The organism is Streptomyces sp. NPDC111516 (assembly GCF_055635345.1).
The window spans coordinates 74,469-92,527 of record NZ_JBVKBV010000008.1 but is presented as its reverse complement, the minus strand read 5'-3'; the positions used below and the strand labels follow the sequence as shown (position 1 = coordinate 92,527).

Here is an 18,059-nt window from a genome sequence, read left to right as displayed (position 1 = left end):
CACTGACAATGAAAGAAAGAGCAGGTCAGAGCAGATGTGCAACGAACTCCGCCGCTGCGCGGCTCCGCCCCAAGGACCCATTCCTTCCCGGGCCGAAGCCCGGGGCATCCTGGGAGAAATCCTGTGACCGCCCGCAAGCCGTCCCGCAAAACGCCCGCCCCCACCGAGGTCCCCCAACTCCCGCTGCTGACACCGGACGGGACGCCACCCCCCGCGGCCCCGGCCGAGATGGACACGCCGTCCTCCTCGGAACCGGCCGCCCCGGACGCTTCGGCCAAGCGGAAGAAACCTGTGGGAAAGCGAGCCGCCGGAACCGGTGACGGCGGCCCGTCGCCGCGTCCTCGCCGGGGCGCCGGCAGTCAGGGAGTACGCCAGGCGCGCCCCCTCGACGAGGACGACCGGGCCCGGCTGCTCCACGGCGACCACCATGCCCCGCACGGCCTGCTCGGCGCCCACATGGTCCGCGGCGGTGTGACCTTCCGGGTGCTGCGCCCGTACGCGCGGTCCGTGACCGTGCTCGCCAAAGGGTTGCGGGCGCAGCTGCACGACGACGGCGACGGCCTCTTCTCCGGGCTGCTGCCGATGCCCTCACTCCCCGAGTACCAGCTCCTGGTCGCCTACGAGGACAACGAAATCGAGGTGCAGGATCCGTACCGTTTCCTGCCCGCGCTCGGCGATCTCGATCTGCATCTGATCGGCGAGGGACGCCACGAGGAGCTGTGGACCGCCCTCGGCGCTCAGCCCATGGAACACCAGGGGGTCGCGGGGACCCGGTTCACCGTCTGGGCCCCCGACGCCCGCGGTGTGCGGGTCGTCGGGGACTTCAACTACTGGGACGGCACCGGCTTCCCGATGCGTTCGCTCGGCTCCAGCGGGGTGTGGGAGCTGTTCCTGCCCGCGATCGGGGAGGGCACGCTCTACAAGTTCGACATCTGCCGCCCGGACGGTTCGCACACCACGCGCGCCGACCCGATGGCCCGCCGCACCGAGGTCCCGCCCGCCACCGCCTCGATCGTGACGGCCTCGCACCATGAGTGGCGGGACCAGGAGTGGATGGCCCACCGGGGGGACGTACCGGTGCACGAGGCGCCGTTCTCCGTGTACGAGGTACATCTGCCGTCCTGGCGGCCGGGGCTCACGTACCGCGAGCTTGCCAGCCAACTCCCCCAATATGTAAGGGACCTGGGATTCACCCATGTGGAGATGATGCCGGTCTCCGAGCATCCCTTCGGCGGCTCGTGGGGCTATCAGGTCACCGGCTTCTACGCCCCGACGTCGCGCCTGGGCACACCGGACGACTTCCGCTTCCTCGTCGACGCGCTGCACCGGGCCGGCATCGGCGTCATCGTCGACTGGGTGCCCGCGCACTTCCCGCGCGACGACTGGGCGCTCGCGGAGTTCGACGGCCGTCCACTGTACGAACACTCGGATCCGTCGCGGGCGGCGCATCCGGACTGGGGCACGCTGGAGTTCGACTACGGGCGCAAGGAGGTACGCAACTTCCTTGTCGCCAACGCGACTTACTGGTGCGAGGAGTTCCACATCGACGGACTGCGGGTCGATGCCGTCGCCTCGATGCTCTATCTCGACTACTCGCGCGAGGACGGGAACTGGTCCCCGAACGAGCGTGGCGGCCGGGAGAATCTGGACGCCGTCTCCTTCCTCCAGGAGATGAACGCCACCGTCTACCGGCGCAATCCGGGCGTCGTCACCATCGCCGAGGAGTCCACCGCCTGGAACGGCGTCACCCGTGCCACCCACCAGGTCGGCCCCGACGGCTTCGGCGGGCTCGGCTTCGGGCTGAAGTGGAACATGGGCTGGATGCACGACTCCCTCCAGTACATGTCGAAGGAGCCGGTGCACCGCAAGTACCACCACGACGAGATGACCTTCTCGATGGTGTACGCGTACAGCGAGAACTACGTCCTGCCGATCTCGCACGACGAGGTGGTGCACGGAAAGCAGGCACTGGTCAGCAAGATGCCCGGCGACTGGTGGCAGCGGCGTGCCAACCACCGGGCGTACCTCGGCTTCATGTGGGCCCACCCGGGCAAGCAACTCCTTTTCATGGGCCAGGAGTTCGCGCAGGGAGCGGAGTGGTCGGAGGGGCACGGTCCGGAGTGGTGGCTGCTCGACCCCTCTTACGAGGCGGAGAGCGACCACCGGGGCGTACGCACCCTGGTCGGCGACCTGAACACGGTGTACGCCGCCACGCCCGCGCTCTGGCAGCGCGACACCGTCCCGGAGGGCTTCGACTGGGTGGACGGCGGCGCGGCCGAGGACAACACCTTCGCCTTCCTGCGCTACGACGCGCACGGCTCGCCGCTGCTCGCCGTCTGCAACTTCTCCCCGGTGGTGCGCCACGACTACCGCATCGGCGTGCCGGACGTCCTCGGCGATCAGGTCGCGTGGGCGGAGGTCCTCAACACGGACGCCGCCCGGTACGGCGGCAGCGACGTACACCATCCCGGCACGCTGAAGCCCGAACGGGTGACCGCGCACGGCCGTCCCGGCAGCATCCTGCTGACGCTGCCACCGCTGGCGACGGTCTGGTTCAAGCCGGTGTGATCCCCGTGCAGGGGCCCGCGACCACCACTGGAACTCGAGGTCCGGTCGCGGGCCTTCGCCGTGCCCGCCCGCTCGGAACAGGGCGCCCCGCCCTGCCTCACACCATCTCGAAGACGTCCTCCAGCTCCTGGAGCAGCCGACGCTTGGGGCGGGCGCCCACCATCGACTTCACGGGTTCGCCGGAGCGGAACACCATCAGCGTCGGCATCGACAGGACCGCGTACCGGCCGGCGATGCCCGGGTTCCGGTCGACGTCGATCTGGACGATCTTGATGCGGTCGGCCTCCTCGGCGGCGACGGCGCTGAGCACGGGGGCCAGTTGGCGGCACGGGCCGCACCAGTCGGCGGTGAACTCGACCAGTACGGGGAGGTCTGCCGCGAGGACCTCCGTATCGAAAGTGGTGTCCGTGACCTCGGCCACGCCCTCTGCCTGAATCATCTGTCATCCTCCCAGTTCACAACGTGGCTCCGGACCGCCCGGAAGCTCCGCCTCGGCCTCCAGCTCGGCCCTCGCGAGTTGGGCGCCCACGTGGACGCGTACCGCCTGGAGCTGCTCGATGAGCGAGTCGAGCTCGCCGAGCTTGCGCCGGTAGACGGCGAGCGAGGCGGGGCAGGCGTCACCGGCCGGGTGGCCGGCGCGCAGGCACTCGACGAACGGGCGGGTCTCCTCCAGCTCGAACCCGAAGTCCTGGAGGGTCCGGATCTGCTGGACGAGCCGCAGATCGTCCTCGTCGTACGCGCGGTAGCCGTTGCCGGCCCGTCGCGCGGGCAGCAGTCCGCGCGACTCGTAGTACCGCAGAGTCCGTGTGGTCGTTCCGGCCCGTTCGGCCAGCTCACCGATGCGCATGTCCGTGACGGTAGACCTTTACGCGGGCGTCAAGGCAAGCACGAAGGGCCGCCGCGGGAGTTCCCGCGACGGCCCTTCCGCTGTGCTGGGCCCTAGGCCTTCGCTACGGCGGGCTGCTGGCCGCCGTCCCGCGGCTCCGGAACGTTGTCCGCGCCGTCGCCGTGCTCCGCGTCCTGGGTGAGCGTCTTCTCGTCGAACGGAATGGCACCGGCCAGCACCTGGCCGACCCGTTCCCTGTCGATCTCCTTGGTCCAGGTACCGATGAGGAGTGTGGCGACGGCGTTGCCCGCGAAGTTGGTGAGGGCGCGGGCCTCGCTCATGAAGCGGTCGATGCCGATGATCAGGCCGACGCCGTCGACCAGAGCGGGCTTGTGCGACTGCAGCCCGCTCGCCAGCACGGCGATGCCGGAACCGGAGACACCGGCCGCGCCCTTGGAGGCGATCATCATGAAGAGGAGGAGCGAGATCTGCTCGCCCACCGAGAGCGGCTGGCCCATCGAGTCGGCGATGAACAGCGACGCCATGGTCAGGTAGATCATCGTGCCGTCGAGGTTGAACGAGTACCCGGTGGGCACGGTGATGCCGACGACCGGGCGGCTGACGCCCAGGTGTTCCATCTTCGCGATGAGGCGCGGCAGCGCCGACTCGGAGGAGGACGTGGAGAGGATCAGCAGGAACTCGCGGCCCAGGTACTTGAGGAGCTGGAAGAGGTTCACCCCGGTCACCAGGCGCAGCAGCGTGCCGAGCACCAGGACCACGAACAGGATGCAGGTGATGTAGAAGCCCAGCATGATCGTGGCGAGCGCCTTGAGCGCGTCCACGCCGGTCTCGCCGATGACGGCTGCCATCGCGCCGAACGCGCCCACCGGTGCCGCCCACATGATCATGGACAGGATGCGGAAGACCAGCTTCTGGATGTGCTCGACCCCGCGCAGCACCGGCTCACCGGCCGTGCCCATGGCCTGCAGCGCGAAGCCGGTGAGCAGCGCGACCAGCAGGGTCTGGAGCACCGAGCCACCCGTGAAGGCCGACACGAAAGTGGTCGGGATGATGCCGAGCAGGAAGTCGACCGGCCCTTCGGCGGCGTTGTCCGCCGCCGTGTGGCCGACATCCTTCACCGACTGCGAGAGGTGCATGCCGTCGCCGGGGTGCAGCACATTGCCGACGACCAGGCCGATCGCCAGCGCGACCACCGACATGACGAGGAAGTAGCCGAGCGCGAGACCGCCTACCTTGCCGATCTTGGCGGCCTTGCGGACCGAGCCGACGCCCAGCACGATCGTGCAGAAGATGATCGGCGAGATCATCATCTTGATGAGGTTCACGAAGCCGGTACCGATCGGCTTGAGCTCGACGGCGAAGTCCGGGGCCGCGAAGCCCACCAGGATGCCGAGGCCCACAGCCGCGATCACGGCGATATACAGATAATGCGTACGGTCCCGCTTGGCGGCTACCACTCCCACGGGGGTTCTCCTCGGCTCGTCCAGGTCGCTCCCCCGTCCCTGGGGGGCTTGGTGACTATTTCGCTCTCTGTGACAGCGGTCACGGTTATGTTCATTTCGTTCATATGTTTTCGGCCAGGCAGACTGGTGCCATGCGTCTCCCCCGCCCCCGTACCCGTCCGCGCAGCCTGGCCGGCCAGCTCTTCGCCATGCAGGTCGTGCTGGTGGCGGCCGTGGTGGCGGGGTGCGCGTTCTTCGCCTACGTCTCCGGCAGCGGGCAGGCGAAGGAGACCGCGACCCGGCAGGTCACGGCGGCGGCGCTGGCGGTCGCCGACTCGCCGTCCGTACGGGAGGCGATCCGCACCCCGGACCCGTCCGCCGTGCTCCAGCCGTACGCGGAGAAGGTCCGCAGGGACACCGGGATCGCCTTCGTCACGATCATGTCCCCGGAACGGGTCCGCTGGACGCACCCGGACACGGACCGGATCGGGGAGCAGTTCCTCGGGCACACCGCGCAGGCACTGCGCGGCGAGACGTTCTCGGAGACGTACACCGGCACACTCGGTCCCTCGATCCGGGTCGTCACCCCGGTCCGGGACGGCGGAAGGATCACCGGTCTGGTCAGCGCGGGCATCACCGTCGAGCGGGTCTCCTCGCAGGTGCAGGAGCAGCTCGGGGCGCTGGGTCTCGCGGCGGGCGGTGCGCTGGCGCTCGGTGGCGTCGGTACGTATGTGATCAACGCCCGGCTGCGGCGGCACACGCACGGCATGAACGCCGCCGAGCTGAGCCGGATGCACGACTACCACCAGGCCACGCTGCACGCGGTGCGCGAGGGGTTGTTGATGCTCGACGGGCAGCGCAGGATCGCGCTGATCAACGACGCGGGCCGGGAACTGCTCGGCCTCGAACCGGGTGCGGTCGGGCGCAGGGCCGCCGAGCTGGATCTGCCGGCGCGGCTGACCGGTGCGCTGCTCGCCTCCGAGGAGCGGGTCGACGAGCTGCATCTGACGGCGGACCGGGTGATCGTGGTCAACACCCGTCCGGTGGTGGGCGGCGAGCAGCGCGGCACGGTGGTGACGCTGCGCGATCACACGGAACTCCAGGCGCTGTCCGGTGAGTTGGACTCCGAGCGGGGGTTCACCCAGGCGTTGCGCTCGCAGGCGCACGAGGCGGCGAACCGGCTGCACACCGTCGTCTCGCTGATCGAACTGGGCCGGGCCGAGGAGGCGGTCGGTTTCGCCACCGCCGAGCTGGAGCTGGCCCAGGCCCTCACCGACCGGGTGGTGGACGCGGTCGCCGAACCGGTGCTGGCGGCGCTGCTGTTGGGCAAGGCGGCGCAGGCGAACGAACGGGGTGTGGAGCTGGTGCTCGCGGACGACAGTCTGATCGACGACGGCGCCCTGCCCACGACGCTGCCGCATCGGGACCTGGTGACGATTCTCGGCAACCTGATCGACAACGCGGTGGACGCGGCATCGGAGGCGACGACGGATACGTCGGGTGCGGGTCCTGGTGCGTCGGAGGCGGAGGCCGGTGCGGCCGTGCCCGGCCGGCGGGGAACCGGGCCGGGCCGGGCCGCCCGTGCCCGGGTCACCGTCACCGCGCTCGCCGGGGACGGCGAGCTGCTGCTGCGGGTCGCCGACACCGGGGCCGGGATCGATCCGGACGACGCCGCCGAGGTGTTCGACCGGGGCTGGTCGACGCACGGCGCGGGCCGGGGGATCGGGCTGGCTCTCGTACAGCAGGCGGTGCACCGCAACGGCGGGACGGTCGCGCTGGACCGCGGCCCGGACGGCGGTGCGGAGTTCACGGTAAGGCTGCCCCTCAGCGGCGGCCGCACGACGGGCACGACGAAGGAGGCCACCGCGTGATCCAGGTACTGGTCGTCGAGGACGATCCCGTGGCCGCGGACGCCCATCAGCTCTATGTGGGCCGCGTCCCCGGATTCACGGTGGCCGCGGTCGCGCACTCGCGCGCGGAGGCGGTGCGGGCGCTGGACCGGATGCCGGTCGATCTGCTGCTCCTGGATCTGTATCTGCCGGACGGGCACGGTCTGCAGCTGCTGCGCTCGTTGCGCGCGGCCGGGCACTCGGCCGATGTCATCGCGGTGACGTCGGCGCGTGATCTGGCGGTGGTCCGGGAGGGGGTGTCGCTCGGTGTCGTCCAGTACGTGCTGAAGCCGTTCACCTTCGCCACCCTGCGCGACCGGCTCGTCCGCTACGCCGAGTTCCGCGCGGCGGCCGGTGAGGCGAGCGGCCAGGACGAGGTGGACCGGGCGCTCGGCGCCCTGCGCGCACCGCAGCCGACCCGGCTGCCGAAGGGGCTGAGCGGTCCGACGCTGGAGGCCGTCACCCGCGTCCTGCGGGCCGCACCGGACGGGGTCACGGCAGGCGCGGCCGGGGCCGAGCTGGGCATCTCGCGGATCACGGCGCGCCGCTACCTCGAACATCTGGTGACGGTGGGGCGCGCGGTGCGCAGTCCGCAGTACGGTCAGATCGGGCGTCCGGAACTGCACTACCGATGGGTGGCCCAGGAGCGCTGACCGTACGGTCCCGGGCCCACGGGACCAGGGCGTACGACACCGGGAGGGACACTAGGACGTTCCTACGAGCGGTGATATCGGTGGAACACACCGTAGTCAGCCCATGTGTTGACTTCTACGGTGGGGCCGTGCACCCCTCCCCGCCCTTCAACGCCCCCGCCGCGCGCCGACTCCGCGTGGCCCTGGGGATGCTTCCCGGCCATGTCGCGTACGGTCTCGGGGCGCAGTACGGACTCCGTATCAGCACCGAGACGGTGGTCGCCTGGGAACGCGGGCTGGCTGTCCCCAGCGAGTACGAACTCACCGCGCTGGCCGGAGTGTTGTGGTGCTCGCCGGGCGAGCTGCTCACCGCCGCGCGCACCCTGCGCGAGCACCGGGTGGCCCGGGAGCTGGCGGTGGAGGAGCTGGCGCGTCTGCTGGGGCTGACCACCTCCGCGTATCTGCGGATGGAGGAGGCGGGGCGCTGGCGCGGCAACGAACGCCAGTCCGCGGCGCTGAGCGAGGTGCTGGGGCTGACCGCCGCCGGGTTCGTGACGGTGTCCGGCCGGGAGGAGGAGTTGGCCGACCTGTTGCGCGCGGCGGTGACGACGCGCTGGCAGGCCCATGTCCGGCCGGTGGCGAAGCTGGTGCCGCTGGAGCGCGGCTTCCTGCAGGACGTACTGGAACAGCTGCACGCCGACTACCAGGCGCTCATGGTGTCGACGCTGAGCTGGAGCAGCACGGGTGCGGAGCGGGCCGGGTCGACGGGGGATGCGGGGCGGGCGTTCCTGGCACAGATCGTGGAGCGGTTCTGGCAGGCGGCGGGGGTACGGGGGACGAGCGTCTGAGCCGCCCGGCTTCCGATGGCCACCCCGCCCGTCCGCTCAGCCGCCGGCCTGATCCGAGGCCGCCGGGCCGTCCGACGACACCGGGTCGAAGGAGAACAGGCTCCCCCGGTCCACCCCGTCGCAGCCCCTCTGCACCAACTCGGCGCCGCGCCCGACGCTGCCCGCCTCGGCGCCGACGCACAGGTGGGTGTGGACGGGGCGGATCCGGTAACCCTCGACGGGGTGGCCCAGGGGCTCGATCCAGAACCTCTCCGCGGCACCGCGGCGCCCGCACTCCTGGTCCTGCAGCGAGGCGCCGACCTCCCGCGTCCCGTTCCAGACGCCCGTGCAGCCGGGGCCGTAGTCCGGGTGGTCGGTCACTATCCGCCAGACGCCGTCGCCCAGCGGCCGCAGGGAGAAGCCCGGGAGCGTCTCCCCGTCACAGGGCACCTGGTAGAGCCGGCCGCTGTCGAATCCCCGCTTCTCGGAGAGGCAGAGCCCGGAGTGGACGGACCGGATCTGCACCGTCCGCCCCGCCTCCGGCCCGGCGACGGGAGCGGGCGCCGGCTGTTCGTCGCGTACGAGGAGGGCGGCGGTCACCGCGACGGCCGCGAGCACCAGCAGGGAGACGGCCGCCACCAGGACGTTCCGGGACCGTCGGCCAGGACGGGCACGAGGCGTTCCGGCGGCCGGTTCGGGTGACCGCTCGACCGGCTCGGCCGGGACCTCCGCGGCCTCCGCCGTACCGCGCTCCTTCTCGGCATCGGCCTCCCCCGCGCGCCCGTCCCGCTGCCCGTGCACGGCAAGTTCCTTGCGTACGGCCAGCCAGTCCTCGAGCGCCGTGGGGCCGCAGCCGCAGGCCCGTACGAAGGCGGCGAGGAGTTCTTCTCGCGGGACCGACGTGCGGCCCAGCATGTTGGCGATCGTGGAGCGCGGCAGGACGTCGCCGACCGCGTCCGCCCGCTGGGCCAGCTCGCGGAACGTCAGACCGGACGTGTCCTTGAGCAGCCGCAGCAGGGCGACGAACTCGGCCGCACTCCGCGCCTCCCGAGGATCCGGAGCCCTGCCCTCGACCACCATGCGCTGTGTCCTCCCCTGAAATGAGTGTCCGGACAGGGTTGGGACATGTCCGGGACAGAGGTAAGCCTTGTTGATCCGCGCCGCCGGCTCAAGAGTGGATTCCGGCACCGCGGCCGGGTCCGGCACCGGCCTTCCGCAAAAGGACCTGAGCTCCGGGGCCAGGGGGGAACGGCAAGCGGCCCTGACCGTCCACGGGGGGACAGTCAGGGCCGCCGGTCAGCTCGTGCGAAGCCGCTCGCGACACCTGTCTCGCGGGCGCCTCTTGCGACGCTGTCGCGCCCGTCAGACGCTGAGGCCTCTCGTTTGGATCACGCCGGGCTCGCGTGCCCCGGCACCCTGATCCGGCCTGATCCAAACGAAAGACCCTAGAAAACCGACTCCGCCTCGTCCATCCGGTCCGCGGGCACCGTCTTGAGCCGGGTGATGGCGTCGGCGAGCGGAACCATCTTGATGTCGTTGCCGCGCAGAGCCGTCATCCGGCCGAAGTCGCCCCGGTGCGCGGCCTCCACCGCGTGCCAGCCGAAGCGGGTGGCGAGCACCCGGTCGTACGCGGTCGGCGTGCCGCCGCGCTGCACGTGGCCGAGAATGACCGGCCGGGCCTCCTTGCCGAGCCGGGTCTCCAGCTCGATGGCCAGCCGGTTGCCGATGCCCTGGAAGCGCTCGTGACCGTACTGGTCGATCTCGCCCTTGGCGTACGGCATGGAACCCTCGGCCGGGTGCGCACCCTCGGCGACGCAGATGACCGCGAACTTCTTGCCGCGTGCGAAGCGCTCCTCGACCATCTTGACCAGGTCCTCGACCTGGAAACGGCGCTCGGGGAGGCAGATGCCGTGCGCGCCGCCCGCCATTCCGGACTCCAGCGCGATCCAGCCGGCGTGGCGGCCCATCACCTCGACGACCATGACCCGCTGGTGCGATTCGGCGGTGGTCTTGAGGCGGTCTATGGCCTCGGTGGCGACGCCCACCGCCGTGTCGAAGCCGAAGGTGCGGTCGGTGGCGGAGATGTCGTTGTCGATCGTCTTGGGAACGCCGACGACGGGCATTCCGGCGTCCGACAGCATCCGCGCGGCCGTGAGGGTGCCTTCGCCGCCGATCGGAATGAGGGCGTCCATGCCGTAACGGCGGCTGAGCTCGGCGCAGTTCTCGGCGGCCTCGCGCAGCCGGTCGCGCTCCAGCCGGGCCGAGCCGAGGATGGTGCCGCCGCGGGCGAGGATGCCGCTGACCGCGTTGAGGTCGAGGGGGCGGAAGTGGCCGTCGAGGAGTCCCTTGAACCCGTCCTCGAAGCCGATGACCTCGTCTCCGTGCCCCACCACGGCTCGGTGCACGACCGACCGGATCACTGCGTTCAGGCCCGGGCAGTCGCCGCCTGCGGTGAGAACTCCGATGCGCATCGTGCTGTATCTCCTGCTCGCTGGTGCCGTTCGATTCGGGGGCGACTTCAGAAACCCCCGTGAGAATCCCCCGTACTGTGAGCCACGTCGATTGTCCCACGTCAGGTCCGGACCTCGCGCTCCCCGCCGCTCCGCGGACCTCCGCACCGGTTTTCCGCCGGATGCGACAGGGCGTCCGGCGAGGCATCCGGCAGGCCCTTCGGCGAGCGCATCCGCGGGGCCCGGGGCAAGCCGTACGCCCCCTGACTCAGGGGCCTTCGCCCGGCGGGCGGTGCCCGGGCCCCCGCGGGTATCGTCAACAAGGCAATACCATCCCAAACCGCAAGCTGGACGGGAGAACACGCGTGACGCGCAGCGTGTACGTGACCGGGATCGACCGGGGAGACGGCCGCCAGGTCGTCGATCTGGGAGTCATGGAGCTCCTGACGCGTCAGGTGGACCGGGTCGGGGTGTTCCGGCCGCTCGTCCACGACGGGCCCGACCGACTGTTCGAACTGCTGCGGGCCCGCTACCGCCTCCCCCAGGACCCCGAGTCGGCCTACGGCCTCGACTACCACGAGGCGTCCGCGCTCCAGGCGGAGCAAGGCACCGACGAGCTGGTCTCCCGGCTCGTCGAACGCTTCCATCAGGTGGCCCAGAAGTACAAGGTGGTGCTGGTACTCGGCACCGACTTCGCCGCCACCCAGCTCCCCGACGAGCTGGCACTCAACGCCCGCCTCGCCAATGAGTTCGGCGCCTCGGTGATCGCGGTGGTCGGCGGGAAGGGCCAGACCGCGGAGTCCGTGCGGGCCGAGACCCGCAATGCCTACCGGGCGTACGCGGGCCTGGGCTGCGACGTCCTCGCGATGATCGTGAACCGGGTGGCGGCCGAGGACCGCGAGGTCATCGCGGAGCGACTGGCGGCCCGGCTGCCCGTCCCCTGTTCGGTGCTGCCCGACGACGCGGCGCTCTCCGCGCCGACCGTCGCCCAGATCGCCGCCGCGCTCGACGCCACGGTGCTGCTCGGCGACGACTCCGGGCTGGCCAGGGACGCACTGGACTTCGTCTTCGGCGGTGCGATGCTGCCGAACATGCTGAAGGCGCTGACGCCGGGCTGTCTGGTGGTCACGCCGGGGGACCGGGCGGATCTGGTGGTCGGCTCGCTGGCCGCGCACAGCGCCGGGACCCCGCCCATCGCCGGTGTGCTGCTGACCCTGGACGAGCGCCCCGGCGAGGAGATACTCAAGCTGGCCGCGCGGCTCGCGCCGGGTACGCCGGTCATCGCCGTGGCCGGCGGCTCCTTCCCGACCGCAGGGCAACTCTTCGCCCTGGAGGGCAAGTTGAACGCGGGGGCACCCCGCAAGGCGGAGACCGCACTGGGCCTCTTCGAGCGCCACGTGGACACCGGCGCGCTGCTGGAACGGATCTCGGTGGCCCGTAGCGGCCGCGTCACCCCGATGATGTTCGAGCACGAGCTGCTGGAGCAGGCCCGCGCCGTGCGGCGCCGTGTCGTCCTGCCGGAGGGCACCGAGGAACGGGTGCTGCGCGCCTCCGACGTACTGCTGCGCCGCGACGTCTGCGACCTGACCCTCCTCGGCGACGCCGACGTCATCCGCAAGAAGGCAGCGGACCTCGGCATCGATCTCGCCGGGACGCAGCTCATCGACCCGCAGACCTCCGAGCTGCGCCAGATCTTCGCCGAGCGGTACGCGCAGCTGCGCGCGCACCGCGGGGTCACGGTGGAGCTGGCGTACGACGTCATTGCGGACGTCAACTACTTCGGCACGCTGATGGTGCAGGAGGGGCTCGCCGACGGCATGGTCTCCGGAGCGGTGCACTCCACCGCGGCGACGATCCGCCCCGCGTTCGAGATCATCAAGACCAAGGGTGCCGAGCGAAGCTCGTCGGACAGGGCGGTGGCGGGCGACGGGAGGGCCAAGGGTGCCGAGCGAAGCTCGTCGGACAGGGCGGTGGCGGGCGACGGGAGGGGAAAACCGGACGCCTCGATCGTGTCGTCCGTCTTCTTCATGTGCCTCGCCGACAAGGTCCTTGTGTACGGCGACTGCGCGGTGAACCCGGACCCGGACGCGGAGCAGCTCGCGGACATCGCGGTGCAGTCGGCCGCCACCGCCGCCCGGTTCGGCGTGGAGCCGCGGATCGCGATGCTGTCGTACTCGACGGGTACTTCGGGATCGGGCGCCGATGTCGACAAGGTGCGCGAGGCGACGGAGCGGGTCCGCAGGAGCAGGCCGGACCTCAGGATCGAGGGCCCGATCCAGTACGACGCCGCGGTGGAGCCGAGCGTCGCCGCGACGAAGCTGCCCGGCTCCGAGGTGGCGGGGCAGGCCACGGTGCTGATCTTCCCGGACCTGAACACCGGCAACAACACCTACAAGGCCGTGCAGCGCTCGGCGGGCGCGGTGGCCGTCGGCCCGGTGCTCCAGGGGCTGCGGAAGCCCGTCAACGATCTGTCCCGGGGCGCACTCGTCCAGGACATCGTCAATACCGTGGCCATTACGGCGATCCAGGCGCAGGGCGAGGAGTGAACGGATGACCACCCCGGCCACACAGGGCTCTTCCACGACGGGCGCGTACCACGTGCTGGTCCTCAACTCCGGCTCCTCGTCGGTGAAGTACCAGCTTCTGGACATGAGCGACCGCTCCCGGCTCGCGGTCGGACTGGTCGAGCGGATCGGCGAGGAGACCTCCCGGCTGGTGCACACCCGGCTGCTCGGTGGAAGCGCCGAGTCGCGCGAGCGGACCGGCCCGATCGCCGACCACGAGGCCGCGCTGAAGGCGGCGGCCGAGGAGCTTGCGGCCGACGGGCTGGGCCTGGACTCCCCCGCGCTGGCGGCGATCGGTCACCGGGTTGTGCACGGCGGGCTGCGGTTCACCGAGCCCGTGGTGATCGACGACGAGGTGCTGGAGGAGATCGAGCGCCTGGTCCCGGTGGCCCCGCTGCACAATCCGGCGAACATCGTCGGCATCCGTACCGCCCAGACCCTGCGTCCGGACCTTCCGCAGGTGGCGGTCTTCGACACGGCGTTCCACACGACGATGCCGGAGTGCGCGGCGCGGTACGCGATCGATGTGGAGACCGCCGACGCGCACCGCATCCGGCGCTACGGCTTCCACGGCACCTCGCACGCGTACGTCTCCCGCAAGGCCGCCGAGCTGCTGGGACGTACGCCGGAGGAGGTCAATGTCATCGTGCTGCACCTGGGCAACGGCGCCTCCGCGTCGGCGGTGGCGGGCGGCCGGTGCGTGGAGACCTCGATGGGGCTGACGCCGCTGGAGGGACTGGTGATGGGCACGCGTTCCGGCGATATCGATCCGGCCGTCACCTTCCACCTCCGGCGGGTGGCGGGGATGTCGACGGACGAGATCGACGAGCTGCTGAACAAGAGGAGCGGCCTGGTCGGGCTGTGCGGCGACAACGACATGCGGGAGATCCGGCGCCGGATCGACGAGGGCGACGAGCGTGCGGCGCTGGCGTTCGACATCTATGTGCACCGGCTGAAGAAGTACATCGGCGCCTATTCGGCGGTCCTCGGGCGGGTGGATGCCGTGGTGTTCACGGCGGGGGTCGGGGAGAACTCGGCGCCGGTACGGGAGGCTGCGATCGCCGGTCTCGAGGAGCTCGGCCTGGCGGTGGACGCGGATCTGAATGCCGTACGGTCCGGCGCACCGCGGCTGATCTCGCCGGACCACGCACGGGTCGCGGTCGCCGTGGTGCCGACGGACGAGGAACTGGAGATCGCCGTCCAGACCTTCGCACTCGTCGGACAGGTCCACAACTGAGCACCCCCGCGCCCCTTTGTACCTTCCACCAGACGGAATATTCCGCATCGAAACAAACCGATAGGATCCGCCTCATGCGCCGTTCCAAAATCGTCTGCACACTCGGTCCCGCCGTCGACTCCCATGAGCAGCTCGTCGCTCTGATCGAGGCCGGCATGAGCGTGGCACGTTTCAACTTCAGTCACGGCAGCCACGAGGAGCACCAGGGTCGTTACGACCGGGTCCGCAGGGCCGCCGCCGAGACCGGTCGTGCGGTCGGTGTGCTCGCCGATCTCCAGGGCCCGAAGATCCGCCTGGCGAAGTTCGCCGAAGGCCCCGTCGAGCTGGTCCGCGGGGACGAGTTCACCATCACCGCGGAGGACGTCCCCGGCGACAAGTCGATCTGCGGCACGACCTACAAGGGCCTGCCCGGCGATGTCGCCAAGGGCGACCCGATCCTGATCAACGACGGCAATGTCGAGCTGAAGGTCGTCGCGATCGACGGCCCCCGGGTCAGGACCATCGTCATCGAGGGCGGTGTCATCTCCGACCACAAGGGCATCAACCTGCCCGGCGCGGCGGTCAATGTCCCGGCCCTGTCCGAGAAGGACGTCGAGGACCTGCGGTTCGCCCTGCGGATGGGCTGCGACCTGGTGGCGCTCTCCTTCGTACGGGACGCCAATGACATCAAGGACGTCCACAAGGTGATGGACGAGGAGGGCCGCCGGGTCCCCGTCATCGCCAAGGTGGAGAAGCCGCAGGCGGTCGAGCACATGGAGGGCGTCGTCATGGCGTTCGACGGTGTGATGGTCGCCCGTGGCGACCTGGCCGTGGAGTACCCCCTGGAGAAGGTCCCGATGGTGCAGAAGCGCCTGGTGGAGCTCTGCAGGCGAAACGCCAAGCCGGTGATCGTGGCGACCCAGATGATGGAGTCGATGATCACCAACTCGCGGCCGACCCGCGCCGAGGCGTCCGACGTCGCCAACGCGATCCTGGACGGCGCGGACGCGGTCATGCTGTCCGCCGAGTCCAGCGTGGGCGCGTACCCGATCGAGACGGTCAAGACGATGTCGAAGATCGTCGTCGCCGCCGAGGAGGAGCTGCTCTCCAAGGGCCTCCAGCCGCTGGTCCCGGGCAAGAAGCCCCGTACTCAGGGCGGTTCGGTGGCCCGTGCCGCCTGCGAGATCGCGGACTTCCTGAACGGCAAGGCACTGGTCGCCTTCACCAAGTCCGGTGACACGGCCCGCCGTCTCTCCCGCTACCGTGCGGCGCAGCCCATCCTGGCCTTCACCACGGACGAGTCCACCCGCAACCAACTCGCTCTGAGCTGGGGCGTGGAGGCCCGTGTCGTCCCGCACGTGGACAACACGGACGCAATGGTCGACCTGGTCGACGGGGAGCTCCTGAAGCTGGACCGCTACAACGAGGGCGACACGATGGTCATCACGGCCGGCTCGCCCCCCGGCGTCCCGGGCACGACGAACATGGTGCGGGTGCACCATGTCGGCGGCGGGGCGCGCGACTGACGCGCCCGGTACCCGTAGGACTGTGGGCCGCACTCCTTCCGGAGTGCGGCCCACAGTCCTGGTGGGGCTCGGCTGCTAGGTCCTGTCCTGTCGACCTTCGTGGATCAGCCCGGGACATCTGGTGCGGTGCATCGCAAGGCGGAGGATCGTCCTCGTACTGGACGTACTCGGGCGACTTCGACATCGCGGCGAGGTGCCGTGCCAGTCGTTCCGGGCCTGCGAAGATCGGCAGGACAGGGCCTAGCTGTTGCCGCCGGTGAAGTAGTTGTGCAGCCCGGGGACCTTGAGCGTGCCGCCGAACTGGCCTGCCTGGGTCACCTTGACCTTGGTGAAGAAGGCGAAGGGCACGTTCAGCGGCGGCGGGGTCTGCGGGCTGAAGGTGACCGGGATGAGGCCGAAGAGGTTGCCCTTGAGCTCCTCGGTGTACATCGTCACCGTGCCGTTGCGGATGGTGGACGTGGAGCCCTTCCGCGCCTCGACATGGCCCGTCGTGCCGGCCGGGCCGACCGTCTTCTGGTGGAGGTCCTTGATGTCGACGGACTTGGCCGTGAACTTGAGCACCTTCTTCGTGGTGCCGTCGCCCTTCTTCACCTCGACGATGCCCTTGTAGTCGAGGCCGCCCAGGGTCAGCATCGAACTCTCCAGGATCCACGGCTCGTTCGGCAGCAGCGGGATGCCCTGCTCCAGATCGGCCGCGGCCAGCGCCTCGGGGTCGGCGGTCGGACACGGGAAGCGCTCCTTGGCGCCGTCCGGGATGTCGTCGTCCTTCTTCGCCTCGAGTCCCTTGACGCTCTCGTCGAGTTCCTCGACCGACTTGCCGGCCTTCTCCGCGGCCTCACGGATGGCGGCAGCGGTCTTGTCGGCCGTCTCCTTCGCTGCGTCCGTCGCCTTCGCCACGGGCTTCTCGGAAGGCTTCTCGGCGGGCTTGGCCGCGCCGTCACTCTCCGATGGCTTCGGGGACGCCGTGGCGGCCGGGGACGGGCTCGCCGTCTCCTTGCCCGGCCCGTCGAAGAGGTCCTTGAGCGCGTCGCCGACGCCCAGCGGGTCGAGCGGGTTCTTCGACTTCGTGGGGGTGGGCGAGGCGCTCGGCGTGGCGGCGGGCGCCTCGGCGGACTTCGCCTCGGCGGACTTCGGCTCGGCCTCGGCGGTCTCGCCGGCCGACGGGGTGGCCGAGGGCTTCGGGGTCGCCGTCCCGCCCTTGTCACCGGACTCGGAGGCTGACGGGGACGGGGACTTCGTCTCCGACGCGGACGGTGACGGTGACTCGCTCGGCTCGTCGGAGCGGGTCACGCAGGGACCGGGCGCGAACGGGATGTCCGTGTTGTCGTCGGCCAGCGCCAGCTTGGGGGTGAGCCCCATGCCCACGAAGACGGCCGTCGGCATCGCGGCGAGGGCGAAGGCCTTGCCCGCGGGTATGTGCAGCTTAGTCAGCAACGACTTCCGGGGGGCCGCGTGGCGCGGTCCGGTTCTCGTCCGGAGGTCCTCCCCGGTCGAGTTCAGCTGCGTCTCGTCACCCCGCACTGTTCCTCCCGCCGTTGGCGTCAACAATTCCGTTCGGGACGTCGTCGCTCCAGGGAGCGGTACCCGGGCTGTACGCCGTCGTGGCGCGCTGCTCCGGCAGTTCGACTCCGGTCGCTTCCCCGCCCTGCGGCTCTTCGGCCGGCTTACCGGTCGTGTGCAGGCCGGACTCCGTCTCGGCCGCGGGCTCTCCCGGGGCCCAGGACAGCGCGAGACAGCCGCCGATGAGGGCGAACAGGAACCCGATGAAGAAACCGCCGAGGTTGGACACCGGGATGGAGACCAGCGCGAGCAGGATCGTGGCGACACCGGCGAACACCCGGACTATCTGCTGGAACCACATGGTCAGGCCGAGCGTGATCAGCAGTACACCGATGATCAGTGAACCCGCGCCGGCGGTGGTTGCCATGGCCAGCGTCAGATGGCCGAGCTTGAGATTCGCGTACGGAAGATATGCGATCGGACCGCCACCGAGCGCGGTGAAAAGACCCGCCCAGAAAGGCCGGGTTTGCCGCCAGTCACGGAACCGCAGCCTCCAGTAGGTGAAGTCGCGGGTGCCTGTGGTCTCGGCGCTCATGGA

General features: G+C 70.4%; 14 protein-coding genes. 7 read left to right on the top strand and 7 right to left on the bottom strand.

Annotated elements, in window-relative coordinates; translation table 11 throughout:
- The first annotated feature begins 36 nt into the window (after positions 1-36).
- Positions 37-2,568, top strand: a complete 2,532-nt coding sequence (gene glgB / locus ACZ7L9_RS17645; protein WP_471416065.1) for a 1,4-alpha-glucan branching enzyme — start codon at positions 37-39, stop codon at positions 2,566-2,568.
- Between the two features lie 97 nt (positions 2,569-2,665).
- Here the strand turns inward: glgB and trxA are convergent, their stop codons facing one another.
- The 3 genes from trxA to ACZ7L9_RS17630 all read right to left on the bottom strand — a co-directional run bounded on the left by trxA (position 2,666) and on the right by ACZ7L9_RS17630 (position 4,878).
- The gene (gene trxA, locus ACZ7L9_RS17640) at positions 2,666-3,007 is read right to left on the bottom strand and encodes a thioredoxin (protein ID WP_471416064.1); all 342 of its coding nucleotides are present in this window, start codon (positions 3,005-3,007) and stop codon (positions 2,666-2,668) included.
- 3 nt (positions 3,008-3,010) lie between these two features.
- Positions 3,011-3,415 carry a MerR family transcriptional regulator gene (locus ACZ7L9_RS17635; RefSeq protein WP_471416063.1) on the bottom strand — a complete coding sequence of 135 codons (405 nt, stop codon included), beginning with the start codon at positions 3,413-3,415 and terminating at the stop codon, positions 3,011-3,013.
- Between the two features lie 92 nt (positions 3,416-3,507).
- Positions 3,508-4,878, bottom strand: a complete 1,371-nt coding sequence (locus tag ACZ7L9_RS17630) for a cation:dicarboxylate symporter family transporter (protein ID WP_471416062.1) — start codon at positions 4,876-4,878, stop codon at positions 3,508-3,510.
- 131 nt (positions 4,879-5,009) lie between these two features.
- On the opposite strand from ACZ7L9_RS17630, the gene ACZ7L9_RS17625 reads away from it, so the two are divergent.
- The 3 genes from ACZ7L9_RS17625 (at position 5,010) to ACZ7L9_RS17615 (ending at position 8,226) form a co-directional block, all read left to right on the top strand.
- Positions 5,010-6,728 (top strand): sensor histidine kinase, encoded by a 1,719-nt coding sequence (locus ACZ7L9_RS17625; protein WP_471416061.1) that lies wholly within the window; start codon positions 5,010-5,012, stop codon positions 6,726-6,728.
- Positions 6,725-7,399, top strand: a complete 675-nt coding sequence (locus tag ACZ7L9_RS17620; RefSeq protein WP_471416060.1) for a response regulator — start codon at positions 6,725-6,727, stop codon at positions 7,397-7,399. Before ACZ7L9_RS17625 ends, ACZ7L9_RS17620 begins: the two co-directional genes overlap by 4 nt.
- 188 nt (positions 7,400-7,587) lie before the next feature.
- Positions 7,588-8,226: an XRE family transcriptional regulator gene (locus ACZ7L9_RS17615; RefSeq protein ID WP_471416243.1), complete on the top strand. Its 639-nt coding sequence runs from the start codon at positions 7,588-7,590 to the stop codon at positions 8,224-8,226.
- A gap of 36 nt (positions 8,227-8,262) precedes the next feature.
- Here ACZ7L9_RS17615 and ACZ7L9_RS17610 read toward each other — a convergent pair whose 3' ends face one another.
- Together ACZ7L9_RS17610 and ACZ7L9_RS17605 are read right to left on the bottom strand one after the other, a co-directional pair.
- Positions 8,263-9,285: a helix-turn-helix domain-containing protein gene (locus ACZ7L9_RS17610; RefSeq protein WP_471416059.1), complete on the bottom strand. Its 1,023-nt coding sequence runs from the start codon at positions 9,283-9,285 to the stop codon at positions 8,263-8,265.
- Between the two features lie 365 nt (positions 9,286-9,650).
- Positions 9,651-10,676, bottom strand: a complete 1,026-nt coding sequence (locus ACZ7L9_RS17605; protein ID WP_266748657.1) for an ATP-dependent 6-phosphofructokinase — start codon at positions 10,674-10,676, stop codon at positions 9,651-9,653.
- 344 nt (positions 10,677-11,020) lie between these two features.
- Between ACZ7L9_RS17605 and pta the strand changes: the two genes are divergently transcribed.
- From pta to pyk, 3 genes are all read left to right on the top strand, one after another.
- Complete coding sequence (pta, locus tag ACZ7L9_RS17600; protein WP_471416058.1) at positions 11,021-13,201, top strand: phosphate acetyltransferase; 2,181 nt, start codon at positions 11,021-11,023, stop codon at positions 13,199-13,201.
- A 4-nt stretch (positions 13,202-13,205) separates the two neighbouring features.
- Positions 13,206-14,456 (top strand): acetate kinase, encoded by a 1,251-nt coding sequence (locus ACZ7L9_RS17595; protein WP_471416057.1) that lies wholly within the window; start codon positions 13,206-13,208, stop codon positions 14,454-14,456.
- Positions 14,457-14,530: 74 nt separating this feature from the next.
- Positions 14,531-15,961, top strand: coding sequence for a pyruvate kinase (gene pyk, locus ACZ7L9_RS17590; protein ID WP_471416056.1), 1,431 nt, complete (start codon positions 14,531-14,533; stop codon positions 15,959-15,961).
- A gap of 240 nt (positions 15,962-16,201) precedes the next feature.
- On the opposite strand, the gene ACZ7L9_RS17585 is transcribed toward pyk, so the two are convergent.
- Positions 16,202-17,482 carry a hypothetical protein gene (locus ACZ7L9_RS17585; RefSeq protein ID WP_471416055.1) on the bottom strand — a complete coding sequence of 427 codons (1,281 nt, stop codon included), beginning with the start codon at positions 17,480-17,482 and terminating at the stop codon, positions 16,202-16,204.
- Positions 17,472-18,056: a DUF6114 domain-containing protein gene (locus ACZ7L9_RS17580; protein WP_471416054.1), complete on the bottom strand. Its 585-nt coding sequence runs from the start codon at positions 18,054-18,056 to the stop codon at positions 17,472-17,474. Before ACZ7L9_RS17580 ends, ACZ7L9_RS17585 begins: the two co-directional genes overlap by 11 nt.
- Positions 18,057-18,059: the final 3 nt, after the last annotated feature.

Bases quoted from the DNA above. Each gene is read 5' to 3' on its own strand.
- pyk (WP_471416056.1), top strand. From the start codon at position 14,531: ATGCGCCGTTCCAAAATCGTCTGCACACTCGGTCCCGCCGTCGACTCC.
- ACZ7L9_RS17595 (WP_471416057.1), top strand. From the start codon at position 13,206: ATGACCACCCCGGCCACACAGGGCTCTTCCACGACGGGCGCGTACCAC.
- ACZ7L9_RS17635 (WP_471416063.1), bottom strand. From the start codon at position 3,415: ATGCGCATCGGTGAGCTGGCCGAACGGGCCGGAACGACCACACGGACT.
- ACZ7L9_RS17580 (WP_471416054.1), bottom strand. From the start codon at position 18,056: ATGAGCGCCGAGACCACAGGCACCCGCGACTTCACCTACTGGAGGCTG.
- trxA (WP_471416064.1), bottom strand. From the start codon at position 3,007: ATGATTCAGGCAGAGGGCGTGGCCGAGGTCACGGACACCACTTTCGAT.
- ACZ7L9_RS17605 (WP_266748657.1), bottom strand. From the start codon at position 10,676: ATGCGCATCGGAGTTCTCACCGCAGGCGGCGACTGCCCGGGCCTGAAC.
- ACZ7L9_RS17615 (WP_471416243.1), top strand. From the start codon at position 7,588: ATGCTTCCCGGCCATGTCGCGTACGGTCTCGGGGCGCAGTACGGACTC.
- ACZ7L9_RS17625 (WP_471416061.1), top strand. From the start codon at position 5,010: ATGCGTCTCCCCCGCCCCCGTACCCGTCCGCGCAGCCTGGCCGGCCAG.
- ACZ7L9_RS17610 (WP_471416059.1), bottom strand. From the start codon at position 9,285: ATGGTGGTCGAGGGCAGGGCTCCGGATCCTCGGGAGGCGCGGAGTGCG.